Source organism: Streptomyces sp. NPDC005863 (assembly GCF_042871345.1).
Lineage (GTDB): Bacteria > Actinomycetota > Actinomycetes > Streptomycetales > Streptomycetaceae > Streptomyces.
Map to the genome: position 1 here is coordinate 219,012 of NZ_JBIAII010000003.1, position 23,190 is coordinate 242,201.

A 23,190-nucleotide genomic window follows, 5' to 3' on the forward strand; every position below is an offset into this window, starting at 1 on the left:
AGGCGCCGCGGGGCTAGAAGGCCGCCTTCTTCGCCCGCCTGGCCTCGCGCTTGGCGCGCCGGCGCTCCTTGCGGAGCTCCACCATCGCGTACAGCGTCGGGACCAGGAGGAGGGTCAGCAGCGTCGAGGTGATCAGACCGCCGATCACCACCACCGCGAGCGGCTGGGCGATGAAGCCGCCCTCGCCCGTGATGCCCAGGGCCATCGGGAGCAGGGCGAAGATCGTCGCCAGGGCGGTCATGAGGATCGGGCGCAGCCGGTGCCGGCCGCCCTCGACGACCGCCTCGACCGTGCCGTACCCCTGGGCGCGGTACTGGTTGATGAGGTCGATCAGCACGATCGCGTTGGTGACCACGATGCCGATGAGCATCAGCATGCCGATCATCGCCGGGACGCCCATCGGGGTGCCGGTGGCGAGCAGCAGGCCGATCGCGCCCGTCGCCGCGAACGGGATGGAGACGAGCAGGATCAGCGGCTGCACCAGGGAGCGGAAGGTCGCGACCAGGAGCATGAAGACGATGGCGATCGCCGCCAGCATCGCGAGGCCGAGGGATCCGAACGCCTCGTCCTGGTCCTGGGAGACGCCGCCGATCGACGCCGTGGCGCCGTCGGGCAGCTTCAGCGCGTCGAGCTTCTTGGTGAGGTCGGCGCTGACCGCGCCGGTGTTCTCGCCGGTCGGCCTCGCGGTGATCGTCGCGGCGCGGGCGCCGTCGATCCGGGTCATGGAGACCGGCCCGTCCACCAGCTCGACGTCGGCGATGTCGCCGAGCCGTACGCCCGGCCGGAGCGGCAGCTTCCGCAGTTCGGCGAGGGTCGTCGCGGGCTTCGCCGACTTGATGACGACATCGCGTTCGGTGTCGTCGAGTATCGCCTTGCCGCTGGTGGTGCCGCGCACCGCCTGGCCGACGGCCTGCCCGAGGGTGGTGTCGTCGAAACCGGCCGCTGCGGCCTTGGAGTTGGCGCGGACCGAGATCCGCGGGACGCTCTGCGACAGGTCGCTCTGCACGTCGGTGACGTCGTCGAGCTTCGCGACCGCGTCGCGCACCTGGTCGGACGCCGTGCGCAGCACGTCGCCGTCGCCGGCCTTCACCACGACGCTGAGGTCCTGGCTGCCGAAGCCGTCACCGGCGGAGACCGTGGTCTGCCCGATCCCGGAGAGCTTGCCGAGCCCCTCCTCGACGCGGTCCTGCGTCCGGTCGTAGGACGACTTGTCCTTCAGGGTGAGGGTGTACGAGGCCTGGTTGGTGTCCGTGCCGCCGCCGAAGGCCGCCATGAAACCGGACGAGCCGACCGTGACCTGGTAGTCCTTGATCTCGTCGATGCCGGAGAGCATCTTCTCGATCTTCTTCGCCGAGGCGTCCGACGCCGCCAGGCTGGTGCCGGGCTTCAACTCCTGCTTGATGGTGAGCACTTCCTGCTCGCCCTGGTCGAAGAAGTTGGTCTTCAGCATCGGCGCCATGGCGAAGGTGCCGACCAGGATCACCAGCGCGATGCCGAGGCTGGTGAGGCGGCGGCGGGTGGCGAAGCGCAGGACGGGGACGTACATCCGCTGCAGCCTGCTGCGGCTCTCCTTCTCCTCGGCCTTGCGGCGGGCCTCCTCCGGGTCGACGCCCTGGATCGCCTTGGGGGCGCGCAGGAACCAGTACGACAGGACCGGCACGACCGTCAGCGAGACCAGCAACGAGGCGAGGAGCGCCGCCGTGACCGTCAGCGAGAACGAGCCGAAGAGCTCGCCGACCATGCCGCCGACCAGGCCGATCGGCAGGAACACCGCCACGGTCGTCAGCGTCGAGGAGGTGACGGCGCCCGCGACCTCGCGCACGGCCTTGATGATGGCCTGCTCGCGCTCCTCGCCGTAGCCGAGGTGGCGCTTGATGTTCTCCAGGACGACGATCGAGTCGTCGACGACGCGGCCGATCGCGATGGTCAGCGCGCCGAGCGTGAGCATGTTGAGCGAGAGGTCGCGGGTCCACAGGACGATCAGGGCGAGGACGACCGAGAGCGGGATGGAGACCGCGGTGACCAGCGTCGAGCGGATCGACGCCAGGAAGACCAGGATGATCACGACGGCGAAGACCAGGCCGAGGGCGCCCTCGGTGGTGAGGCCCTCGATGGACTCGGCGACGGCCGGGCCCTGGTCGCTCGCGACCGTCAGCTCGGATCCGGCGCCGAGATCCTCGCGCAGGCCGGGGAGCTTGTCCTGCACCGCGTCGGAGATCGCGACGGCGCTGCCGTCCTGGTCCATGGTGATCGCGACGGCGAGGCTGGGTTCGCCGTCGGTGCGGGTGAGGGACGTGGCGGTGGCCGGCTTCTGCGCGACGGTGGCGACGTCGCCGAGGCGTACGGGCTTGCCCGCCCGCTCGCCCGGCGCCGCCTCGGGCGCGACCCGCAGCTCCTCGATCTGCTTCAGCGAGGTGAAGCCGCCGCCGACCTGCACGGTGCGGTTCTTGCCCGCCTCGTCGAAGGAGCCCGCGGGGAGCGTGGCGCCGCCCGCCTGGAGTGCCTTGCCGAGCGCGGCGGGCGTCAGGCCGGCCTTCGCCAGCTTCCGGTCGTCGGGCGTGACGTCGACCTGGAGGTCGCGCACGCCGTCCACGGTGACCTGGGCGACGCCGTCGATGTCCTTCAGGGACGGTACGACGGTGCGGTCGAGCCGGTCGGCGAGGGCCTGCTGGTCCTCGTCGGAGGTGGCGGACAGGACGACGGTCGGGATGTCGTCGGTGGAGCCGGCGACGACCTGCGGGTCGACGTCGTCGGGGAGTTCGGCGCGGGCGCGGTTCACGGCCTGCTGGACGTCGGCGACGAGCTGCTTGGAGCCGCTGCCGTAGTCGAACCGGGCCATGATGACGGCGTTGCCCTCGCTCGCCGTGGCGGTGATGCCGGTGATGCCGTCGACGGCGTCGATGGTGTTCTCGAGCGGTTCGACGACCTGCTTCTCGACGACGTCGGGGGACGCGCCCTGGTAGGGCGCGAGGACGGACACCATGGGCAGTTCGATGGAGGGCAGCAGCTGCTGTTTGAGCTGCGGTATCGCGATGGCGCCGAAGACGATCGCGATGATCGACATCAGCCCGACGAGCGCCCGTTGGGCAAGGCTGAACCTGGACAGCCAGGACATGGAGGTCTCTCTCTGTGGCGTGCGCGGGGGGAACGCACGAGGCCGGGCAGGCCGCAGAGGGGGACCCGGAAAATGGGTGCCTGCGGCAAGCTTCGTACGTCCCTCACACCCTCAGCCATGGCCGGGCCCCGGCACCTCGCTCGCAGGACCATTTCTCGCGGGGCGCGTACTGCGGGCGCAGTACACCGCCTTCCGTGTCACTCCACCCGTGGACGTACCAGGCCCGATTCGTACGCGATGACGACGAGTTGGGCCCGGTCGCGGGCGCCGAGCTTCGCCATCGCGCGGTTCACATGGGTCTTCACGGTGAGCGGGCTGACTTCGAGGCGCTCGGCGATCTCGTCGTTGGAGTGGCCGCCCGCGACCTGGACGAGCACCTCGCGTTCGCGGCCGGTGAGCGCGTCGAGGCGCTCGCCGCGCGCCGGGGCGTCGCCGTCCAGGCCCTCGCCCTGCGCGAGGAACTTGGCGATCAGGCCCTTGGTGGCCACCGGGGAGAGCAGCGCCTCGCCGGCCGCGGCGATCCGGATGGCGCCGAGCAGTTCGTCGGGTTCCGCGCCCTTGCCGAGGAACCCGGAGGCGCCCGCGCGCAGCGACTGCACCACGTACTCGTCGACCTCGAACGTCGTCAGCATGACCACCCGCACATGGGCCAGCGCGGGGTCGGCGCTGATCAGACGGGTGGCGGCGAGGCCGTCGGTGCCGGGCATCCGGATGTCCATGAGGACCACGTCCGCCCGTTCCGACGCGGCGAGCGCGACCGCCTCCGCCCCGTCGGACGCCTCGCCGACCACCTCCATGTCGGACTCGGAGTCGACGAGCACCCTGAACGCGCTGCGCAGCAAGGCCTGATCGTCGGCGAGCAGTACGCGGATCGTCACGCGGTCCCTCCCTTTGCCGTGGTGACGGGCAGGATCGCATGGACGCGGAAGCCGCCGCCGTAGCGGGGCCCCGCCGAGCAGCTGCCGCCGAGGGCCGTGGCGCGCTCGCGCATGCCGATGAGGCCGTGGCCGCCGCGGGACTCCCCCGGCCCGGCCTCCCCGTCACCGGCCGCCCTGTCGCCGGACTCCGCGCCGCCGGCCTCCCTGCCGTTCCCTTCGGGGCCGGGGCCGTCGTCTATGACGGTGACCTCCACGTTCGGGCCGACGCGGACGACGCTCACCTCGGCCTTGGCCTGCTGACCCGCGTGCCGCTGCACATTGGTCAGCGCCTCCTGGATGATCCGGAACGCGGCGAGGTCGACGGCCGCGGCCAGGTCGAGGCCGACCTGGCCGAGGGCCACCTCCACGGGCAGGCCGGCGTTGCGGAACGTCTCGACGAGCTCGTCGAGGCGGTGCAGGCCGGGGGCGGGTTCGGTGGGCGCCTCGGGGTCGCCGCTCTGCCGCAACAGGCCGACGGTGGCGCGCAGTTCGTTGAGCGCGGAGCGGCTGGCGTCGCGTACGTGCGAGAGGGCTTCCTTGGCCTGGTCGGGCCGCCGGTCCATGACGTGGGCGGCGACGCCGGCCTGCACGTTGACCAGGGCGATGTGGTGGGCGACCACGTCGTGCAGGTCGCGGGCGATCCGCAGCCGCTCCTCGGCGACGCGGCGCCGGGCCTCCTCCTCCCGGGTGCGCTCGGCCCGCTCCGCGCGCTCCCTTATGGCGTCCACGAAGGCGCGGCGGCTGCGTACGGCGTCGCCCGCCGCGGCGGCCATGCCGGTCCAGGCGAAGATGCCGAGATTTTCCTGCGCGTACCAGGGCAGCGGGCCCGAGAGCATCGCGACGCCGGTCAGCCCGGTCATCGTGACCAGGCCGATCCGCCAGGTCGTGGAGCGGTCGGTACGGGCGGCGACGGTGAACAGCGCGATGACGGCGCACATCACGACGGGGGCGCGGGGCTGGCCGGTCAGCAGCTCGACGATGGAGGCGGCGCAGGTCGCCGCGAGCACGGACCACGGGGCGCGGCGGCGGAAGACCAGGGCGAGCGCGCCGAGCGCCATCAGGAGCAGGCTCGGGGCGTCGGGGGTGCGGGTGCCCCAGGTGGGGCCGTGCTCGCCGTAGGGCTCCGCGAAGGAGCCGACGACCATGCAGACGAGGACGGCGGTGGCGAGTGCGGCGTCGACCGCGAGCGGATGCGTTCTGGCCCAGCCGCGGCCTCGCACGAGTGTGGTCACGCCTCAACGTTACGGGGGCTGGCCGGGGGCCCTGGGCGGATTGGGTCGTCTTTTGTCTGCGGGCTTGTGGGGGCTGGGCGCGCCGTTCCCCGCGCCCCTGGCTGCGCCTTCGGGTGCGGGTTCGTTTGGGCTGGGCGCGCCGTTCCCCGCGCCCCTGGGGCTTCGCCCCTGGCTGCGCCGCTTGGCTGCGCCCTTGGGTGCGGGCCCGTTGGGGCTGGGCGCGCCGTTCCCCGCGCCCCTGGGGCTTCGCCCCTGGCTGCGCCGCTTGGCTGCGCCCTTGGGTGCGGGTCCGTTGGGGCTGGGCGCGCCGTTCCCCGCGCCCCTGGGGCTTCGTCCCTGGGCTGCGCCCTCGGGTCAGCCTAGGATCAAGCCGTCGTCGTTCAGCATGTCCCTGACCTCGTCCAGCGTCGCGTCGGGGGACGGGAGGATCAGTTCCGACGGTTCGAGGGCGTCGTCGGGGAGGGGCGTGCCCAGCTCGCGGACCTTGTCCAGGAGTGCGTGGAGCGTGCGGCGGAAGGCCGGCTCGTCGGCGCTCTCCATCTCCGCGAGCAGGTCGTCGTCCAGCTTGTTCAGTTCGGCGAAGTGGCTGTCGGCCAGCTTCACCTGCCCCTCCCCCATGATCCGTACGATCATGTCGCCCTCCTCGGACGTGAGCTGCTGCTGCGTGCGCTACTGCTTGTCGAAGCGCGGGGTGTCCTGCGGCTGCTGCGACTGGGGACGGCCCTGGCCGCCCTCGATCGCCTGCTGGCTGCTGGGGCCTCCGGCGAGCTCCGCCTTCATGCGCTGCAGTTCCAGCTCTACATCAGTACCACCGGAGAGCCGGTCCAGCTCGGTCTGGATGTCGTCCTTGGCGAGCCCGGAGGAGTCGTCGAGGGCACCGGAGGCGAGCAGCTCGTCGATCGCGCCGGCCCGCGCCTGGAGCTGCGCGGTCTTGTCCTCGGCGCGCTGGATCGCCATGCCGACGTCGCCCATCTCCTCGGAGATGCCGGAGAAGGCCTCGCCGATGCGGGTCTGGGCCTGGGCGGCGGTGTACGTCGCCTTGATGGTCTCCTTCTTCGTACGGAAGGCGTCGACCTTGGCCTGCAGCCGCTGGGCCGCCAGGGTGAGCTTCTCCTCCTCGCCCTGGAGTGTCTGGTGCTGCGTCTCCAGGTCCGTCACCTGCTGCTGGAGCGCGGCACGGCGGGACAGGGCCTCGCGGGCCAGGTCCTCGCGGCCGAGGGCGAGCGCCTTGCGGCCCTGGTCCTCCAGGGTCGAGGACTGCTTCTGGAGCTGGGTCAGCTGCAGTTCCAGGCGCTTGCGGGAGGTCGCCACGTCGGCGACGCCACGGCGGACCTTCTGCAGCAGCTCCAGCTGTTTCTGGTACGAGTAATCGAGGGTTTCGCGCGGGTCCTCGGCCCGGTCAAGGGCCTTGTTCGCCTTCGCGCGGAAGATCATCCCCATACGCTTCATGACACCGCTCATGGGCTTCGCGCGCCCCCTTCTGACGGACTTCCAGCTCCAGGTACTGCTCAGAACCCACAGTACGGGCCCTGCATCCATTACCGCACTGTTCGCGGGCGGATGCGCTCATCCCCAAGGACGACTGCGTCCCCCGCCGCTCCGGCGTAAGGAGTAGGTGCTCCCCCGTGAACCGGCCCCGAGGCATCCGGGTGCGCCGGCCGGGGTCCGCCGCTTTCCGCCTGCTACGGCCCCTTAGGCACATAAATCAAGACGCCCGGCGTTGCCGGATCGTTCCCCGCCCGGCGGACGCCCATGCGTCCGCACCCCGTACCCTTGGATTTTGTGTTCCGTAGCCGATCCAAGGAAGAGAAGGCCCCGGCCGCGCAGGCGCCGGTGACCGACTCCAAGCAGCCCCGTGACCCGCAGGCCCCGAAGGGCCGCCCCACCCCCAAGCGCGCCCTGGCCCAGACCCAGCGCCGCAGCGTGACGAACACGCCGACGACGCGCAAGGAGGCCGCCAAGCGCCAGCGCGACGAGCGCCGCACCCAGATGGCGAAGCAGCGCGAGGCGATGGCCAGCGGTGACGAGCGGTTCCTGCCCGCCCGTGACAAGGGTCCCGTGCGCAAGTTCGCGCGCGACTTCGTGGACTCGCGCTTCTGCATCGCCGAGTACTTCCTGCCGCTCGCGGTGATCATCCTGGTGCTGAGCATCGTCCGGATCCCGCAGCTGCAGAACATCGCGCTGCTGCTCTGGCTCTTCGTGATCGTCCTGATCATCGTCGACTCGGTCGTCACCGCCTTCCGGCTCAAGAAGCGGCTCGCCGAGCGCTTCCCGAGCGACAACCGGAAGGGCGCCGTCGCGTACGCCCTGATGCGTACGCTCCAGATGCGCCGGCTGCGGCTGCCCAAGCCGCAGGTCAAGCGCGGAGAGCGGCCCTGAGCGGATTCACCGGCGGGGCCGGTGCCTGGCTGGAGAAGCTGGGCGGCCTGCGCAACGCCGTGCGCCAGGAGCTGGTGGCCCGCCAGCTCGACGAGCAGATAGTCGGCCGCTTCCCCGTGGGGCAGCGGCTGCGGATACTCGACGTCGGCATGGGCCAGGGCACGCAGGCCCTGCGGCTGGCCCGGGCCGGCCACAAGGTGACGGGTGTCGAGCAGGATCCCGCCATGATCGCCGCCGCGCGCACCTCGCTCGCGGCGGAGCCCGAGGGCATCCAGGGGCGGGTGCGCATCGTCGAGGGCGACGGGCACCAGACCGGGGTGCACTTCCTGCCCGGCAGCTTCGACGTGGTGCTCTGCCACGGCGTCCTGATGTACGTCGAGGACCCCGACGCGCTCCTCGCCGGGCTCGCCCGGATGCTGGCGCCCGGCGGGCTCCTCTCGCTCCTGGTGCGCAACGCGGAGGCGCTGGCCATGCGGCCGGGGCTCGCGGGCGACTGGGCGGGGGCGATCGCCGCCTTCGACTCGGTCACGTACCGCAACCGGCTCGGCATCGACGCCCGCGCGGACCGGCTCGACGCGCTGACCTCGTCGCTTGCGGGGCTCGCCGCGCCGCTGCAGGCCTGGTACGGCGTGCGGGTCTTCACGGACACCGTCCCCGACAGTGCGGCGCTGCCTCCCGAGTGGGAGCTGGAGGCGCTGCTCGCCGCCGAGGAGCGTGCGGGGCGCACGGACCCGTACCGCCGGGTCGCCGCGCTGCTGCATCTGTGCGGGGTACGGGACTGACGGAGCGGGGCGGGGTACGGGACTGACGCGGTCACCCACCCGTTTACCGCGCAGCACAGGCGCCGGGAACGGACAAAAAGCACACTCGGCGCATGACTGCCTCGCGTACCCGTGCCTGTCGCCGTACTCGCCGTACCCGTTCCCGTGCCGTCTCCGTGCCGCTCGCCGCCTCCCTCACCGTCCTCGGCGCCGTCGCGCTCGTCGGCGGGTGTTCCTCGTCCGGGCCCGGCGACCCGGACCGGTCGACCGCGCAGGCCGCGCCGGCCGCCGCCGGTGACCTGCAGGACGACTACCAGCGGGTGATCAAGGACGTGCTGCCGTCGGTCGTCCAGGTCGACGCGGGCGACAGTCTCGGCTCCGGGGTCGTCTACGACGGCAAGGGGCACATCGTCACCAACGCCCATGTCGTGGGCAAGGAGAAGCGGTTCAAGGTCACCACCGCCACCGGCGAGCAGGCGCTGACCGCCGACCTGGTGGCGAGCTATCCCGAGCAGGACCTCGCGGTCATCAAACTGGACGACGTGCCGGACGGCCTGAAGGCGGCGAAGTTCGGCGACTCCACGAAGGCCGAGGTCGGCCAGATCGTGCTGGCGATGGGCTCCCCGCTCGGCCTGTCCTCCAGCGTCACCCAGGGCATCGTCTCGGCCACCGGACGCACCGTCAGCGAGGGCCGCTCCGGCGGCGGCACGGGGGCCACCATCGCCAACATGGTGCAGACGTCGGCCGCGATCAACCCGGGCAACAGCGGCGGCGCCCTCGTCGACCTGGACGGGAAGGTCATCGGCATCCCCACCCTCGCCGCGAGCGATCCGCAGATGGGGGACAGCGCCGCGCCCGGCATCGGGTTCGCGATCCCCTCCTCGATGGTGAAGACCGTCGCCGACCAGATCATCAAGGACGGCCGGGTCACCGACTCGGGCCGGGCCGCGCTCGGCATCACCGGCCGCACCGTCCTGGACGACGACTACCGGCCCGCGGGCGTGGCCGTGGTCGAGGCCCGGCAGGGCGGCGCGGCGGCCGACGCGGGGCTGCGGGCGGGCGACATCATCACGCGGCTCGGCAACAGCGAGGTCACCACGATCAACTCGCTCTCCGAGGCGTTGGCCGCCGCGAAGCCCGGCCAGAAGACGCAGGTCACGTACGTGCGGGACGGCGCCGACAAGAAGGCGGACGTGACGCTCGGCGAGATGTGAGGGTCACGGCGGCGGGCTCGTACGGGAGCCCCAGCCCGTACGTACAGGAGGCGGTGGCCGGGTCGTCCGGTCACCGCCTCCCGTCGCGTGCGCCCGCGCGGCGCGCCGCGGGACGTCACCGCTCAGCTCACGCCGACGCGTCCTCCGTGTCCTGCGCCTCGTCGGCGTGCAGGCTCATCGGACCGTAGATCTTGGTCGTTTCCTCGAAGAGGGTCACCTGGTCGGCGCCGCCCTCGGACAGCTCCTTCCAGTACTCACCGACCCAGGACTCCGCGTCGCCCTGGGTGGTGAACTCCTCGGGCTGTACCGCGGGCTGGACCTCCGTCCCGTCCGCCTTCTCGAACCGCCACGTCCATGCCGCCATGTCAGCCTCCCGAGGGTCCTGTGGCGGTGTCGCCACCGCCTCGATCCGCTTGAAGCCTAGCCGGGCGCGCGGCGTCCGACCCGACGCGGGAGGATCTTCGTGTGGAACTGACTCTGCTCGGCACCGGCGCCCCCGGCGGTCTGCCCCTCCCCGACTGTCCCTGCGCGGTCTGCGCGACCGCGCTGGGCGAGGCGGCGCGCGCCGCCACCGCGCTCCTCGTGGACGGCGTGCTGCTGCTCGACCTGACCCCCGGCGCGGCCTTCGCGGCCGCCCGCGCCGGGCACTCGCTCGGCTCAGTGCGCCAGGTGCTGCTCTCCCACCCGCACGACGGGCCCGCCGTCGAGGTGCCCGCGGGGCTGCCGCAGCCCGGCCGGGTCGCCGACGGACGCGAGCTCGCGCTGCTCACCGGGCACCGGGTGCGCGCGGTGGCCCTGGACGCGCCCGGCTCCGGGTACGAGGTGACCGGGACCGACGGGGAGCGGCTGCTGTATCTGCCGCCGGGCGGCGCGCCCGCGGGGCTCACCGAGGGGAACGGCGCCGCGGCGGGCCACGGCAGGGACCGCCCGTATGAGATGGTCGTCGCGGACGTCATCGGGCGTCCCGACGGGCTCGCCCGACTCCGTGCCGCGGGGGCCGTCGGGCCGACCACGGACGTGATCGCGGTGCACATCGGCCACGAGGCGCCGCCCGGCGGTGAGCTGACGCGCCGCCTCGCGGCCGCCGGGGCGCGGGCCGTGCCGGACGGGTCGACGCTCGTGGTCGGCGCCTACGAGGACGTCCCCGACGTGCCGCGCCGCACCCTCGTCCTCGGCGGCGCGCGCTCGGGCAAGTCGGTGGAGGCCGAGCGGCGCCTGGAGGCCTTTCCCGAGGTGCTGTACGTGGCCACCGGCGGGACCAGGAGCGGGGACACGGAGTGGGCCCGGCGGGTGAGCGTGCACCGCGAGCGGCGCCCCGGCTCCTGGCGGACCGCCGAGACCTGCGACCTGGTGCCGCTGCTCGGCGACGACGGGCCGCCGCTGCTCATCGACTGCCTGTCGCTGTGGCTGACCCACGTCATGGACGAGGTGCAGGCGTGGGACGACGCGGAGTGGGCGGGCGGCGGGGAGCGCGCGCTGCGGGCCCGGGTCGCCGAGCTCGCGGAGGCGGTCCGTACGACCCGGCGCACGGTGGTCGCCGTCTCCAACGAGGTCGGCTCCGGCATCGTCCCCGCGACCGCCTCCGGCCGCCGCTACCGCGACGAACTGGGCCGCCTGAACACCGCGTTCGCGAACGAGTGCGAACACGTCCTGCTCGTCGTGGCGGGCCAGGCCCTCCCGCTGCGCGGCTGACGTCCGGCCGCGCTCACGGGGCGGCCGGGGCCGTCGGGTCGGGGCCGCGGCGGGCGATGACCCGGTAGGTGTTGCTGAAGCCGACGCGGGTGAGCAGCGGAGCGAGGACGACGTCCAGCGCGCGGGCGAGCACCACCGGCGGCACCGACGCCCACCGCGCGGCGCGGCGCAGCTTCAGCTGGAGCGGGGTGGCTGGCCCGGGGCGCCACGGCACGTCGGCCGCGGGCATGCGGCAGTTGAGGAAGAGCGCCACCGCCGCGCCGAGGTCGACGGGGGCGTGCGCGGTGCGGCGTTCGACGGCGACGACCGTGAAGCCGAGCGCCGTCAGTTCCTGGCGGAGGTTGGCGAGCGGCACGAGGTGCAGGGTGCGCGGCTGGCGGTGGGACGCCCACCATCTGCCGAGCAGCCGGGCGGCGCGGCACTCGGGGTCGGGTGCCTCGATCAGCAGGTGGCCGCCGGGGCGCAGCACCGTGCGCGCGGCGCCGAGCTCCGCGCGCGGGTCCGGGCTGCGCTGCAGGGTGTGGAACATGCTCAGCGCGTCGTAGCGGCCCGCGAGCCGCCCGGCGAGCTCGGGCAGGGAGCCGCGGTGGCCCTCCTCGATGCGGCCGCGCCGCACCCCGCGTTCGAGTCCGGCGCCGCGGTCGGTGCCGTCGAAGGAGGTGTACGGCAGGACCCGCCTGGCCAGGGCCGGGAAGTGCGCGGCGCCGGTGTCGACGTCCAGCCAGCACTCGGGCTCGTCGAGGGCGGCGAGCGCCCGGACGGCGGCGAGCCGGCGTTTCGCGGCGGCGCCGGCGCCGAACGGCTTCACCGGCTCCCGGCCGCCGGGACCGTCGCGGAAGTCCCTGCGGTAGAAGTCCTGGCCCTCGGGGGTCAGCCGGGGGTTCTGGAAGCAGTGGGCGCAGTCGCCGCACCGGTCGAGGGTGAAGCTGCCCGGCTTGTGCTGCACCAGGTCGGTGGTGCGCAGCCGCACCCGCAGCCGTTCGGAGCCGCACCAGGGGCAGTCGGTGCGGCGGGGTTCGTGGAACCGCTCGGTGCCGCGGGCGAGTTCGGCGAGGTAGGCGGGACGCCGGGCGGCGACCTGCTGGGCGGCATCCGTGGTCATGGGCGTACTCCCGGGGTCGGAGGAGTGGAGCGGGGGGACAGGGACTGCGGTTCCCGCCGATGCCGTACGTGATATGACAAGGCGACACAAACAGGAACACAAAGGATCATTCCCGCGCCATGGGTCACGCCATGCACGTGAGCCCTCACGCGACGCGACCGGCGGACGCGCGGCCTGACCGGCCGTCAGTTGCGGGGCGGTGCGGCCCGCAGGACCGTTCGAGCGATGCCGCCGCCGCTCCCGGTACTGTTCGGCGAATGAGCTCGCTGAATCTCGACGACTTCACCGACCTGATCGAGCGGCCCGACGGCGGGGTGCGCCGCGACGCCGAGGAACGCAGGGCGCGGCAGACCCTGCCGCCCGGCGCCCTCGGCCGCCTCGACGAACTCGGCGAGTGGCTCTCGGCGGCCCAGTCCTCGGTGCCGGTGCGGCCGGTCGAGCGGCCGCGCGTGGTGCTCTTCGCGGGCGATCACGGCATCGCCGCGCAGGGTGTGTCGGCCCGTCCCGCGGGCGGCGCGGCCGATCTCGTACGGGCCGTTCTGGCCGGCGAGAGCCCCGTGGCCGTCCTCGCGCGCCGCCTCGACGTGCCCGTGCGGGTCGTCGACATGGCCCTCGACTGCGACCCGGCCGAGCTGCCCGCCGAGGTGGCGGGGCACCGGGTGCGGCGCGGCTCGGGACGCATCGACACCGAGGACGCGCTGACGTCCGGCGAGGCGGAGCAGGCGCTGCGCGCCGGCATGGCGGTCGCCGACGAGGAGGCGGACTCCGGCACCGATCTGGTGGTGCTCGGCGACGTCAGCGTGGGCGGCACGACGGCCGCCGCGACGCTGGTCGCCGCGTTGTGCGGGACCGACGCGTCCGTGGTGACCGGGCGGGGCGGCGAGCCCATCGACGACCTGGCGTGGATGCGCAAGTGCGCGGCGGTACGGGACGCGCTGCGGCGGGCCAGGCCGGTCCTCGGCGACCAGCTGGAGCTGCTCGCGACGGTGGGCGGCGCCGATCTGGCCGCGATGACGGGGTTCCTGTTGCAGTGCGCGGTGCGGCGCACTGCGGTCATCCTGGACGGCGTGGTGGCGTCGGCGGCCGCGCTGGTGGCCCAGCGGGTGGCGTTCCGGGCGCCGGACTGGTGGCTGGCGGGCCACGACAGCGGGGAGCCCGCGCAGGCCAAGGCGCTCGACCGGATGGCACTCGACCCGCTGCTCGCGCACGGCGTGAAGGTCGGCGAGGGCGCCGGGGGGCTGCTCGCGCTGCCGTTGGTACGGGCGGCGGCGGCACTGTCGGCGGAGCTGCCGGAGCGGGAGCCGGAGCCCGCGGCGCCCGAGGCGGAACCCGAGCCCGAGTCCGATCCTGTGCCTACGGCTTCGGAGACAGAGCCTTCGGTGCCGTCCGCCGAGTAAGTGCCCCGCGCACGGGCGCCGGTTGACGCACCGTCAACGGCGCCCGGCACCGGTGGCCCGCCCGCCCACAATGCGGAGGGTGACCCTCGTTGCCCATATGATCCCTTTTCATGGGAGATGAGCAGGTCGTCGCCGGGCGACAGAAGAAACCGACCGTCATACAGCGCCGCGCCGCCGGGTTCGCGGTCTGGTATCTGCGGGCCGTCACGTTCATCAACTTCCTGAGCGCGGTCTGGGTCTCGCTCGGACAGGACCTGCGCCAGCACAACACGGAGAACTACTTCACCCCGTACCTGCTGACCGCGGGCTTCGCGTCGGGGGCGTTCACGCTCTTCCTGGCGATCACCATGCGGCGCCGCAAGCGCGCCGCGTGGATCCTCAACACCGTGCTCGGCGGCCTCTTCCTGCTGCTCTTCGCCTTCGCGATGGTCTTCCCGGAGATCCGCGCGTACGCGCAGAACTGGATCTCGCTCGTACTGACCGCCGCGTTCGTCGCGGCGCTGGTCGTCGGGCGCCGCGAGTTCTACGCCAAGGGCGACCGCTCCAACCCGAAGCTGGCGTCGGCCGTCGCGGCCGGCGGGCTCCTGGTGGCCTCGCTGATCGCCACCCTGCTCGTCACCGTCACCAACCGCGCCCACGACGACTACCGCTCGACGTTCCTGGACCGCTGGCGCTACGGCACCATGCGCCTGGTCTCGCTGGCCGCCGACGACAAGCGCTTCGAGGGCATCACCACGCCCGGCTGGGTCAACGTCGCCATCAACATCCTGAGCGCGCTGCTGCTCTGCGCGGTCCTGTACGCGGCCTTCCGCTCCCGCCGGGCCGTCGACCCGCTCACCGAGGGCGACGAGGAGCGGCTGCGGGCGCTGCTTGAGCGGCACGGCGAGCGCGACTCGCTCGGCTACTTCTCGCTGCGCCGCGAGAAGAGCGTCGTGTGGTCGCCGACCGGCAAGGCGGCCGTGGCCTACCGCGTCGTCGGCGGCGTCTCGCTGGCCTCCGGCGACCCCATCGGCGACCCGGAGGCCTGGCCCGGCGCCATCGAGCCCTGGTTGGCGGAGGCCCGCGAGCACGGCTGGATCCCGGCCGTGATGGGGGCGAGCGAGGAGGCCGGCACGGTCTACGCGCGCCATGGCCTGGACGCCCTGGAGCTGGGCGACGAGGCCCTGGTGGAGATCGCCGAGTTCACCCTGGAGGGGCGGGCCATGCGCACCGTCCGGCAGGCGTACAACCGCGTGAAACGGGCCGGCTACACGGTCCGCATCCGCCGCCACGAGGACATCCCCGCCGACGAGATGGCGGCCCTCCTTGAGCACGCCGACGACTGGCGCGACGGGGCCACCGAGCGCGGCTTCTCCATGGCGCTCGGCCGGCTGGGCGACCCGGGCGACGGACGGTGCGTGATGCTCGAATGCACCGACGGGGACGGGCGGTTGCGGGCGGTGCTCTCGTTCGTGCCGTGGGGACCGCACGGGCTCTCCCTCGACCTGATGCGGCGTGACCGCGACTCCGAGAACGGCCTGATGGAGTTCATGGTCATCGAACTACTGCAACGGGCCCCCGAGATCGGGATCACGCAGGTCTCACTCAACTTCGCGATGTTCAGGTCGGTCTTCGAACGTGGCTCACGGCTCGGCGCGGGCCCGGTCCTTCGTCTGTGGCGGTCGCTTCTCAGCTTCTTCTCGCGGTGGTGGCAGATCGAGTCCCTCTACCGGGCCAACGCCAAGTACCGGCCGATCTGGGAGCCCCGCTTCCTCCTCTTCGAGAAGAGCGGCGACCTGCCGCGCATCGGCATCGCGTCCGCCCGCGCGGAGGGGTTCCTCGAAGCGCCCGGTCTGCCGAAGTGGCTGCACCGCAAACACCTGGAGTCCAGACGATGAGCACCCCGGCCCGCCTGGCCCGCGCCGAGTGGGGGTCACTCCTCTCCACCGTGCGCGGGGCGCTCGTCGCCCGACGATGGCGGGCCGTCCCCATGACGCTGGCCGCGGTTGGTCTCACCGCTGTCTGCCAGTACGTGCAGAACCAGCCCTGGGGCTATCAGTTCGTGCAGAACACCGGCTGCGTACGCGCCGAGGACCCGCTCTGGCTCGCCCTGCTGCGCACCCCGCTCTCCCTCTTCGTACCCGCCCTCGACCTGCCGGTGTGGGGCGCGCTCGCGCAGATCCTGCTGGTCTTCGGCATCGCGGAGATCTGCCTGGGCCGGTGGCGCACGCTTCTCCTCGCGTACGCGGCCACGCTCGCCGGCACCCTCTACGCGCGCGTGGGCATCGCGCTCGGCCCCGGCCACCCGCTCGGCCTGCCCGCCTCCGACGCACAGGTCGTCGACACCGGCCCGTCGGCCGCCGTGGTCGCCCTCGCCGTCTACGTGTGCTGGCTGCACCGCGCGTACGTCACCGCCGTCCTGGTCAGCGCCCTGATGGTCGTCGAGGTGATCGTCAAGGACAACCTCGCCGGCATGGAGCACCTGGCCGCCATCCTCGTCGCGCTCGCGCTGTGCGCGGTCACCGCGGTACGTCAGCGGCGCGGCGGCACCCGATCCGGCCCCGGCCGCGGATCCGGCACGAAGCCGCCGATCCAGTCCTGAATCCTGCGGCGCGGCCCCGACCAGCGCCGGTCGTGCCGGAAGGCGCGAAGCCCCGCCCGCGCACGGGCCCTGGGCCGCCCGCGGTAGAACCGCCGGGCCCACGCCGAGCCGGGCCTGGCCAGCCGGATCGCGCCGACCAGCGCGACGAACGGCACCACCATGCCGATCAAAGCGGTGCGCAGCTTCCCCTTGACGAGCGCGATCACCGCGAACCCGCAGTTGACGCCGATGTTCAGCGCGACCGCCGCGCGGTTCTGCCGCTCGTCGGGCGTCAGGTCGTCGACGCCGAGCGGGGTGAAGCCGGTGAGGACGAGCATCACCAGGGCCGCCGTGAGCATCACGACCTCCACGCTCTTGCGGCCCTGCTCGCTCCAGTAGACGTCGTCGAGATGGAGGATCAGCGCGAACTCGTCGAGCACCAGACCCGCGCCGATCCCGAAGATGACCGCGGCGTACAGCGGCCCCACCCCGTGCCGCCCCGCGGCCACCGCCCAGAACCCGCCGACCAGCATCAGGAAGATCCCCGGCACGACGTGGTGGATGTGGACCTCACCGGTGCTGATGTTGCGGAACGGCCCACGCCCCGCCCGGATCAGCCGGGTGATCGTCCGGGTGACCAGGAACGACCCGACGAACGAGAGCAGCGCGAGCAGCAGCGGCAGCTTCCCCGGCTCGACGATGTTCCGGTACCACCAGTCGTCCATGCGCCCATCCTCCGTCCGCGAAGAGTGATCCGCAGAGCGGGAGGTTCCCCCGGGGTAGCCTTCCGCGGTGCCCAGAACCTCCCCCGCCGACGGCATACGTTTCGCCTTCGGCACCCTCACCGCGCTCCCCGTCCGGGTCACCCGCTGGGACCGCGAGGCCGCGCGCGGCGGCATGCAGTCCGCCCCCCTCGCCGGTCTGGTGATCGGCCTGTGCGCGGCGGGCGCGGGCGGCGCGCTGACGCTGCTCGGCGCGGGCCCGCTGCTCGCCGCCGTCGCGACCGCCGCGGTCCCCGCCGCCCTCACCCGGGGCCTGCACCTGGACGGTCTCGCCGACACCGCCGACGGCCTGGGCAGCGCCAAGCCCGCCGAGGACGCGCTGCGCGTCATGAAGCAGTCCGACATCGGCCCCTTCGGCGTCATCACGCTGCTCCTCGTCCTGCTCGCGCAGGTCGCCGTGTTCTTCCAGCTGTACGAGGACGCGTGGGGGCGCGGCGCCCTCGCCGCCGTCGTCTCGGCGACCGCCGCGCGCCTCGCCCTGACGCTGGCCGCCCGCGACGGCGTGCCCCCGGCCCGCCCGGAGGGGCTCGGCGCCGCCGTCGCCGGGGTCGTCCCGCGCGGCCGGGCGCTGGGCGTCGCCGCGGCCGTGGTGCTCGCCGCGGCCGCCGCGGGCGCGCCGCTCGGTGCGGCCGACGTCGTACGGTCCGCGGCGTCCGTCGTCCTCGCCCTGAGTGCCGCGGAGTTGCTGCTGCGGCACTGCGTACGAAGGTTCGGCGGGGTCACCGGAGACGTCTTCGGCGGCCTCGCGGAGACGGCGGCGACCTGCGCCCTGGTGGTGCTCGCCCTCGGCTGACACCGCGCCGAACACACACAGTGAGGCGCACCGCAGCGCTCACGGGCGTAGGCTCGCGACGGGCTCACCACCCCGACAGCCCGCCGAACTCACTGAAAGAGGACCTCACCACCGTGACTGCTCTGACTCTCAGCACCGCCGCCGCGACCGGCCTGCGCGCCGACGCGATCGTCGTCGGTGTCGCGAAGGGCGCTGGATCCAAGGGAGGCCTGGTCGTCGCCCCCGGCGCCGAGGCCGTGGACAAGGCGTACGACGGCAAGCTCGCGTCCGTCCTGGAGACCCTCGGCGCCTCGGGCGGCGAGGGTGAGGTGACGAAGCTTCCCGCGCCGTCCGGCTTCAAGGCGCCGGTCGTCGTCGCGATCGGTCTCGGCGAGGTCCCGGAGAAGGACGAGACGTACGGCACCGACGCGCTGCGCCGCGCCGCGGGTGTCGCCGCGCGCGCCCTCACCGGCTCCAAGAAGGCCGCGTTCGCGCTGCCCGTCGAGGCCGCCGAGGACCTGGGCGCCATCGCGGAAGGCGCGCTGCTCGGCGCGTACTCCTTCGACGCCTACAAGGACCAGGGCGACGCCAAGTCCGGGAAGAAGAACGGCAAGGACGCCAAGGCGCCGCTCGCCGAGGTCGCCCTGCTCGGCGGCAAGCCCCGCGACAAGGCGCACAAGGCCGCCGTCGAGCGCGCCACCGCCGTCGCCGAGGAGCTCAACCGCGCCCGCGACCTGGTCAACACCCCGCCGAACGACCTCAGCCCCGAGGCCTTCGCCGCCGTCGCCCAGGCCGCGGCCAAGGAGCACGGCATCAAGGTGCAGGTCCTCGACGAGAAGGCGCTGACCAAGGGCGGCTACGGCGGCATCCTCGGCGTCGGCGTCGGCTCGGACGCCCCGCCGCGCCTGGTGAAGCTCTCGTACACGAGCTCCAAGGCGAAGAAGCACCTCGCCTTCGTCGGCAAGGGCATCACCTACGACTCGGGCGGCATCTCGCTGAAGCCCGCCGGTCACAACGAGACCATGAAGTGCGACATGGCCGGCGCCGCCGCCGTCTTCGCCGCTGTCGTGGCCGCCGCGCGCCTGGGCCTGGAGGTGAACGTCACCGGCTGGCTGGCGCTCGCCGAGAACATGCCGTCCGGCTCCGCGACCCGCCCCGGCGACGTCCTGCGGATGTACAGCGGCAAGACCGTCGAGGTCCTGAACACCGACGCCGAGGGCCGCCTGGTCCTGGCCGACGCCATCGCCAAGGCCTCCGAGGAGACCCCCGACGCGATCGTCGACGTGGCGACGCTGACCGGCGCCATGATGATGGCCCTCGGCAGCCGCACCTTCGGCATCATGTCCAACGACGAGGCCTTCCGTACCTCGGTCCACGAGATCGCCGAGGAGGTCGGCGAGCCGTCCTGGCCGATGCCGCTCCCCGCCGACCTGCGCAAGGGCATGGACTCCCCCACCGCCGACATCGCCAACATGGGCGAGCGCATGGGCGGCGGCCTGGTGGCCGGTCTGTTCCTGAAGGAGTTCGTGGGTGAGGGCATCACCTGGGCCCACCTGGACATCGCGGGCCCGGCCTTCCACGAGGGCGCCCCCTACGGCTACATCCCCAAGGGCGGCACCGGCACCGCGGTCCGCACCCTGGTGCGGCTCGCCGAGCACACCGCCGCGGGCGACCTGGGCTGATCAGCCGATCGGAACCCTCCGGGCGGGGTCGCGGGCGCTTCACGCGTCCGGGGCCCCGCCCGATTTCGCCCTCGACGAAATCCGTACGTCCGTACGGGGCACAAACCCGCCGGGGCGGTGGCTCCGACGTCTCACGGCCCGGCCCGGCGTCCCGTCTCCCGCCGACAAGTGCGAAGATGGGTTCTCGGCAGGACAGGGCCCCCACCACAGGGCCGAAAAAAGAGCGGCCGAATACCAGCCGACCGACCGGTCGTCCCCCGAGAACAGGGGTCCGGCGTACGGCGCACATGCATGGAGGACGTGACGTGGCGAACGACGCCAGCACTGTTTTCGACCTAGTGATCCTCGGCGGCGGCAGCGGCGGTTACGCCGCGGCGCTGCGCGGAGCGCAGCTGGGCCTGGACGTCGCACTGATCGAGAAGAACAAGCTCGGCGGCACCTGCCTGCACAACGGCTGCATCCCCACGAAGGCGCTGCTGCACGCCGGCGAGATCGCCGACCAGGCGCGTGAGGCCGACCAGTTCGGCGTGAAGGCCACCTTCGAGGGCATCGACATGGCGGCCGTCCACAAGTACAAGGACGACGTGATCTCGGGCCTCTACAAGGGCCTGCAGGGCCTCGTGGCCTCCCGCAAGGTGACGTACATCGAGGGTGAGGGCAAGCTCTCCTCGCCGACCTCGGTCGACGTGAACGGTCAGCGTGTCCAGGGCCGTCACGTCCTGCTCGCGACCGGCTCCGTGCCGAAGTCGCTGCCGGGCCTGGAGATCGACGGCAACCGCATCATCTCCTCGGACCACGGCCTGACCCTGGACCGCGTGCCGAAGTCCGCGATCATCCTGGGCGGCGGCGTCATCGGCGTCGAGTTCGCGTCCGCGTGGAAGTCCTTCGGGGCCGACGTCACGGTCATCGAGGGCCTCAAGCACCTCGTCCCGGTCGAGGACGAGAACAGCTCCAAGCTTCTTGAGCGCGCGTTCCGCAAGCGCGGCATCAAGTTCAACCTCGGCACGTTCTTCGAGAAGGCCGAGTACACGCAGGACGGCGTCCGCGTGACCCTCGCCGACGGCAAGACCTTCGAGGCCGAGGTCCTCCTGGTCGCCATCGGCCGCGGCCCGGTCTCGCAGGGCCTCGGGTACGAGGAGCAGGGCATCGCGATGGACCGCGGCTACGTCCTCGTCGACGAGTACATGCAGACCAACGTCCCGACCGTCTCGGCCGTGGGCGACCTGGTGCCGACCCTCCAGCTCGCGCACGTCGGCTTCGCCGAGGGCATGCTGGTGGCGGAGCGCCTGGCCGGCCTCAAGCCGGTGCCGGTCGACTACGACGGCGTGCCCCGGGTGACGTACTGCCACCCCGAGGTCGCCTCCGTGGGCATCACCGAGGCCAAGGCCAAGGAGATCTACGGCGCGGACAAGGTCGTCGCCCTCAAGTACAACCTCGCGGGCAACGGCAAGAGCAAGATCCTCAAGACCGCGGGCGAGATCAAGCTCGTCCAGGTCAAGGACGGTGCCGTGGTGGGCGTCCACATGGTGGGCGACCGCATGGGCGAGCAGGTCGGCGAGGCCCAGCTGATCTACAACTGGGAGGCGCTGCCGGCCGAGGTCGCCCAGCTCATCCACGCCCACCCGACGCAGAACGAGGCGCTCGGCGAGGCCCACCTCGCCCTGGCGGGCAAGCCGCTGCACTCCCACGACTGATCTCAGTCATCGGGCGCGACGACCAAGACTTCCGCAATTCTGTAAGGAGCACCTGAAACCATGGCGGTTTCCGTATCCCTTCCGGCGCTCGGCGAGAGCGTCACCGAGGGCACTGTCACCCGTTGGCTGAAGGCCGAGGGCGAGCGCGTCGAGGCCGACGAGCCGCTGCTCGAGGTGTCGACCGACAAGGTCGACACCGAGATCCCCTCCCCTGCCGCCGGCATCCTGGCCTCCATCAAGGTCGCCGAGGACGAGACGGTCGAGGTCGGCGCCGAGCTCGCCGTCATCGACGACGGCTCCGGCGACGCGGGCGGCTCGGCCGCCCCGGCGCAGGAGGAGGCCCCGGCCGCCCCCGCGCAGGAGGAGGCCCCCCAGCAGCAGGAGGCCCCGGCCCAGGCCGAGGCGCCCGCCGCCCCCGCCCCGTCCGGCGGTTCCGCCGAGGGCACCGAGGTCACCCTGCCCGCGCTCGGCGAGTCCGTCACCGAGGGCACCGTCACCCGTTGGCTGAAGGAGGTCGGCGAGGAGGTCGCGGCCGACGAGCCCCTCCTGGAGGTCTCGACGGACAAGGTCGACACCGAGATTCCCTCGCCGGTCGCGGGCGTGCTGCTCGAGATCGTCGTCGGTGAGGACGAGACCGCCGAGGTCGGCGCCAAGCTCGCCGTCATCGGCGCGCCCGGTGCCGCCCCGGCCCCGGTCAAGGAGGAGGCCCCGGCCGCCCCCGCGCAGGAGGCCCCGAAGCAGGAGGCCCCCAAGCAGGAGGCCCCCAAGCAGGAGGCGCCGAAGCAGGAGGCCGCCCCGGCTCCCGCGCAGCCCGCCGCCCCCGCGCAGGCTCCGGCCGCCTCGGCCAAGCCCGCCGCTGCCGCCCCGGCCCCCGCGCAGCCGGCTCCGGCCCAGCCGGCCCCGGCCGCGCCCGCCGCCCCGGCGCAGTCCACCCCGGCCGACGACGGCGCCTACGTGACCCCGCTGGTCCGTAAGCTCGCGTCCGAGAACGGCGTGAACCTCTCCGAGGTCAAGGGCACCGGCGTCGGCGGCCGTATCCGCAAGCAGGACGTCATCGCCGCCGCCGAGGCCAAGAAGTCGGCGCCGGCCCCGGCCGCCGCCGCCCCGGCCGCCTCGAAGGCTCCGGCCCTGGAGGCCTCGCCGCTGCGTGGCCAGACGGTCAAGATGACCCGCATGCGCAAGGTCATCGGCGACAACATGATGAAGGCCCTGCACTCGCAGGCCCAGCTGACCTCGGTCGTCGAGGTCGACATCACCAAGCTGATGAAGCTGCGCGCCAAGGCGAAGGACTCCTTCGCGGCCCGCGAGGGCGTCAAGCTCTCGCCGATGCCGTTCTTCGTCAAGGCCGCCGCCCAGGCGCTGAAGGCCCACCCGGTCGTCAACGCCCGGATCAACGACGACGAAGGCACCATCACGTACTTCGACTCGGAGAACATCGGCATCGCCGTGGACGCCGAGAAGGGTCTGATGACGCCGGTCATCAAGGGTGCGGGCGACCTGAACATCGCCGGCATCTCGAAGAAGACCGCCGAGCTGGCCGGCAAGGCCCGTGGCGGTGGCCTCACCCCGGACGACATGTCCGGCGCCACCTTCACGATCTCCAACACCGGTTCGCGCGGCGCCCTGTTCGACACGGTCATCGTGCCGCCGAACCAGGCCGCGATCCTCGGCATCGGTGCCACGGTGAAGCGCCCGGTCGTCATCAACCACCCGGACCTCGGCGAGACCATCGCCGTCCGTGACATGACGTACCTGTCGCTCTCCTACGACCACCGTCTGGTGGACGGCGCGGACGCCGCCCGCTACCTGACCGCGGTCAAGGCGATCCTGGAGGCCGGCGAGTTCGAGGTCGAGCTCGGCCTGTAGGCATCGAGGAGGCGTTGTAACACTC

The 23,190-nt window shown here is 72.8% G+C and carries 19 protein-coding genes; 11 read left to right on the forward strand and 8 right to left on the reverse strand.

Annotation, left to right across the window (positions count from 1 at the left end; translation table 11 throughout):
* Window positions 1-13 precede the first annotated feature (13 nt).
* From ACFYO9_RS13380 to ACFYO9_RS13400, 5 genes are all read right to left on the reverse strand, one after another.
* Entirely contained in the window at window positions 14-3,115 is a 3,102-nt protein-coding gene (locus tag ACFYO9_RS13380) for an efflux RND transporter permease subunit (RefSeq protein ID WP_358772914.1), read from the reverse strand.
* A gap of 197 nt (window positions 3,116-3,312) precedes the next feature.
* Complete coding sequence (locus tag ACFYO9_RS13385) at window positions 3,313-3,993, reverse strand: response regulator transcription factor (RefSeq protein WP_355813753.1); 681 nt, start codon at window positions 3,991-3,993, stop codon at window positions 3,313-3,315.
* Window positions 3,990-5,264 carry a histidine kinase gene (locus ACFYO9_RS13390; protein ID WP_358772916.1) on the reverse strand — a complete coding sequence of 425 codons (1,275 nt, stop codon included), beginning with the start codon at window positions 5,262-5,264 and terminating at the stop codon, window positions 3,990-3,992. The genes ACFYO9_RS13385 and ACFYO9_RS13390 overlap by 4 nt, the downstream gene beginning before the upstream one ends.
* Window positions 5,265-5,618: 354 nt before the next feature.
* Entirely contained in the window at window positions 5,619-5,897 is a 279-nt protein-coding gene (locus ACFYO9_RS13395) for a hypothetical protein (protein ID WP_358772917.1), read from the reverse strand.
* A gap of 36 nt (window positions 5,898-5,933) precedes the next feature.
* Complete coding sequence (locus tag ACFYO9_RS13400; RefSeq protein WP_355813762.1) at window positions 5,934-6,725, reverse strand: PspA/IM30 family protein; 792 nt, start codon at window positions 6,723-6,725, stop codon at window positions 5,934-5,936.
* A 291-nt stretch (window positions 6,726-7,016) separates the two neighbouring features.
* Between ACFYO9_RS13400 and ACFYO9_RS13405 the strand changes: the two genes are divergently transcribed.
* From ACFYO9_RS13405 to ACFYO9_RS13415, 3 genes are all read left to right on the forward strand, one after another.
* Window positions 7,017-7,643 (forward strand): DUF3043 domain-containing protein, encoded by a 627-nt coding sequence (locus ACFYO9_RS13405; RefSeq protein WP_358704587.1) that lies wholly within the window; start codon window positions 7,017-7,019, stop codon window positions 7,641-7,643.
* A gap of 74 nt (window positions 7,644-7,717) precedes the next feature.
* The gene (locus tag ACFYO9_RS13410) at window positions 7,718-8,425 is read left to right on the forward strand and encodes a class I SAM-dependent methyltransferase (protein WP_358773303.1); all 708 of its coding nucleotides are present in this window, start codon (window positions 7,718-7,720) and stop codon (window positions 8,423-8,425) included.
* Between the two features lie 92 nt (window positions 8,426-8,517).
* Window positions 8,518-9,618 carry a trypsin-like peptidase domain-containing protein gene (locus ACFYO9_RS13415; RefSeq protein WP_358772919.1) on the forward strand — a complete coding sequence of 367 codons (1,101 nt, stop codon included), beginning with the start codon at window positions 8,518-8,520 and terminating at the stop codon, window positions 9,616-9,618.
* Window positions 9,619-9,745: 127 nt separating this feature from the next.
* Here ACFYO9_RS13415 and ACFYO9_RS13420 read toward each other — a convergent pair whose 3' ends face one another.
* Window positions 9,746-9,982, reverse strand: a complete 237-nt coding sequence (locus tag ACFYO9_RS13420) for a hypothetical protein (protein ID WP_358772921.1) — start codon at window positions 9,980-9,982, stop codon at window positions 9,746-9,748.
* A gap of 101 nt (window positions 9,983-10,083) precedes the next feature.
* Between ACFYO9_RS13420 and ACFYO9_RS13425 the strand changes: the two genes are divergently transcribed.
* Entirely contained in the window at window positions 10,084-11,310 is a 1,227-nt protein-coding gene (locus tag ACFYO9_RS13425; protein WP_358772922.1) for a bifunctional adenosylcobinamide kinase/adenosylcobinamide-phosphate guanylyltransferase, read from the forward strand.
* A gap of 13 nt (window positions 11,311-11,323) precedes the next feature.
* Here the strand turns inward: ACFYO9_RS13425 and ACFYO9_RS13430 are convergent, their stop codons facing one another.
* Complete coding sequence (locus ACFYO9_RS13430; protein ID WP_358772924.1) at window positions 11,324-12,412, reverse strand: class I SAM-dependent methyltransferase; 1,089 nt, start codon at window positions 12,410-12,412, stop codon at window positions 11,324-11,326.
* Between the two features lie 257 nt (window positions 12,413-12,669).
* Between ACFYO9_RS13430 and cobT the strand changes: the two genes are divergently transcribed.
* The 3 genes from cobT to ACFYO9_RS13445 all read left to right on the forward strand — a co-directional run bounded on the left by cobT (window position 12,670) and on the right by ACFYO9_RS13445 (window position 16,390).
* The gene (gene cobT / locus ACFYO9_RS13435; RefSeq protein ID WP_358772926.1) at window positions 12,670-13,809 is read left to right on the forward strand and encodes a nicotinate-nucleotide--dimethylbenzimidazole phosphoribosyltransferase; all 1,140 of its coding nucleotides are present in this window, start codon (window positions 12,670-12,672) and stop codon (window positions 13,807-13,809) included.
* Between the two features lie 110 nt (window positions 13,810-13,919).
* Window positions 13,920-15,686 (forward strand): phosphatidylglycerol lysyltransferase domain-containing protein, encoded by a 1,767-nt coding sequence (locus tag ACFYO9_RS13440; protein ID WP_355813782.1) that lies wholly within the window; start codon window positions 13,920-13,922, stop codon window positions 15,684-15,686.
* The gene (locus ACFYO9_RS13445; protein ID WP_358772928.1) at window positions 15,683-16,390 is read left to right on the forward strand and encodes a hypothetical protein; all 708 of its coding nucleotides are present in this window, start codon (window positions 15,683-15,685) and stop codon (window positions 16,388-16,390) included. Before ACFYO9_RS13440 ends, ACFYO9_RS13445 begins: the two co-directional genes overlap by 4 nt.
* Here the strand turns inward: ACFYO9_RS13445 and ACFYO9_RS13450 are convergent.
* A complete protein-coding gene (locus tag ACFYO9_RS13450; RefSeq protein WP_355813787.1) occupies window positions 16,321-17,094 on the reverse strand; it encodes a hypothetical protein in 774 nt (257 codons plus the stop codon). The genes ACFYO9_RS13445 and ACFYO9_RS13450 overlap by 70 nt on opposite strands.
* 67 nt (window positions 17,095-17,161) lie before the next feature.
* Between ACFYO9_RS13450 and ACFYO9_RS13455 the strand changes: the two genes are divergently transcribed.
* The 4 genes from ACFYO9_RS13455 (at window position 17,162) to sucB (ending at window position 23,165) form a co-directional block, all read left to right on the forward strand.
* A complete protein-coding gene (locus tag ACFYO9_RS13455; protein WP_358772930.1) occupies window positions 17,162-17,944 on the forward strand; it encodes an adenosylcobinamide-GDP ribazoletransferase in 783 nt (260 codons plus the stop codon).
* A 113-nt stretch (window positions 17,945-18,057) separates the two neighbouring features.
* A complete protein-coding gene (locus tag ACFYO9_RS13460; RefSeq protein WP_355813793.1) occupies window positions 18,058-19,605 on the forward strand; it encodes a leucyl aminopeptidase in 1,548 nt (515 codons plus the stop codon).
* A gap of 305 nt (window positions 19,606-19,910) precedes the next feature.
* On the forward strand, window positions 19,911-21,299 hold the full coding sequence (gene lpdA / locus ACFYO9_RS13465) for a dihydrolipoyl dehydrogenase (RefSeq protein WP_355813796.1): 1,389 nt from the start codon (window positions 19,911-19,913) through the stop codon (window positions 21,297-21,299).
* Window positions 21,300-21,359: 60 nt separating this feature from the next.
* Window positions 21,360-23,165 carry a 2-oxoglutarate dehydrogenase, E2 component, dihydrolipoamide succinyltransferase gene (gene sucB / locus ACFYO9_RS13470; protein ID WP_358772931.1) on the forward strand — a complete coding sequence of 602 codons (1,806 nt, stop codon included), beginning with the start codon at window positions 21,360-21,362 and terminating at the stop codon, window positions 23,163-23,165.
* Window positions 23,166-23,190 lie beyond the last annotated feature (25 nt).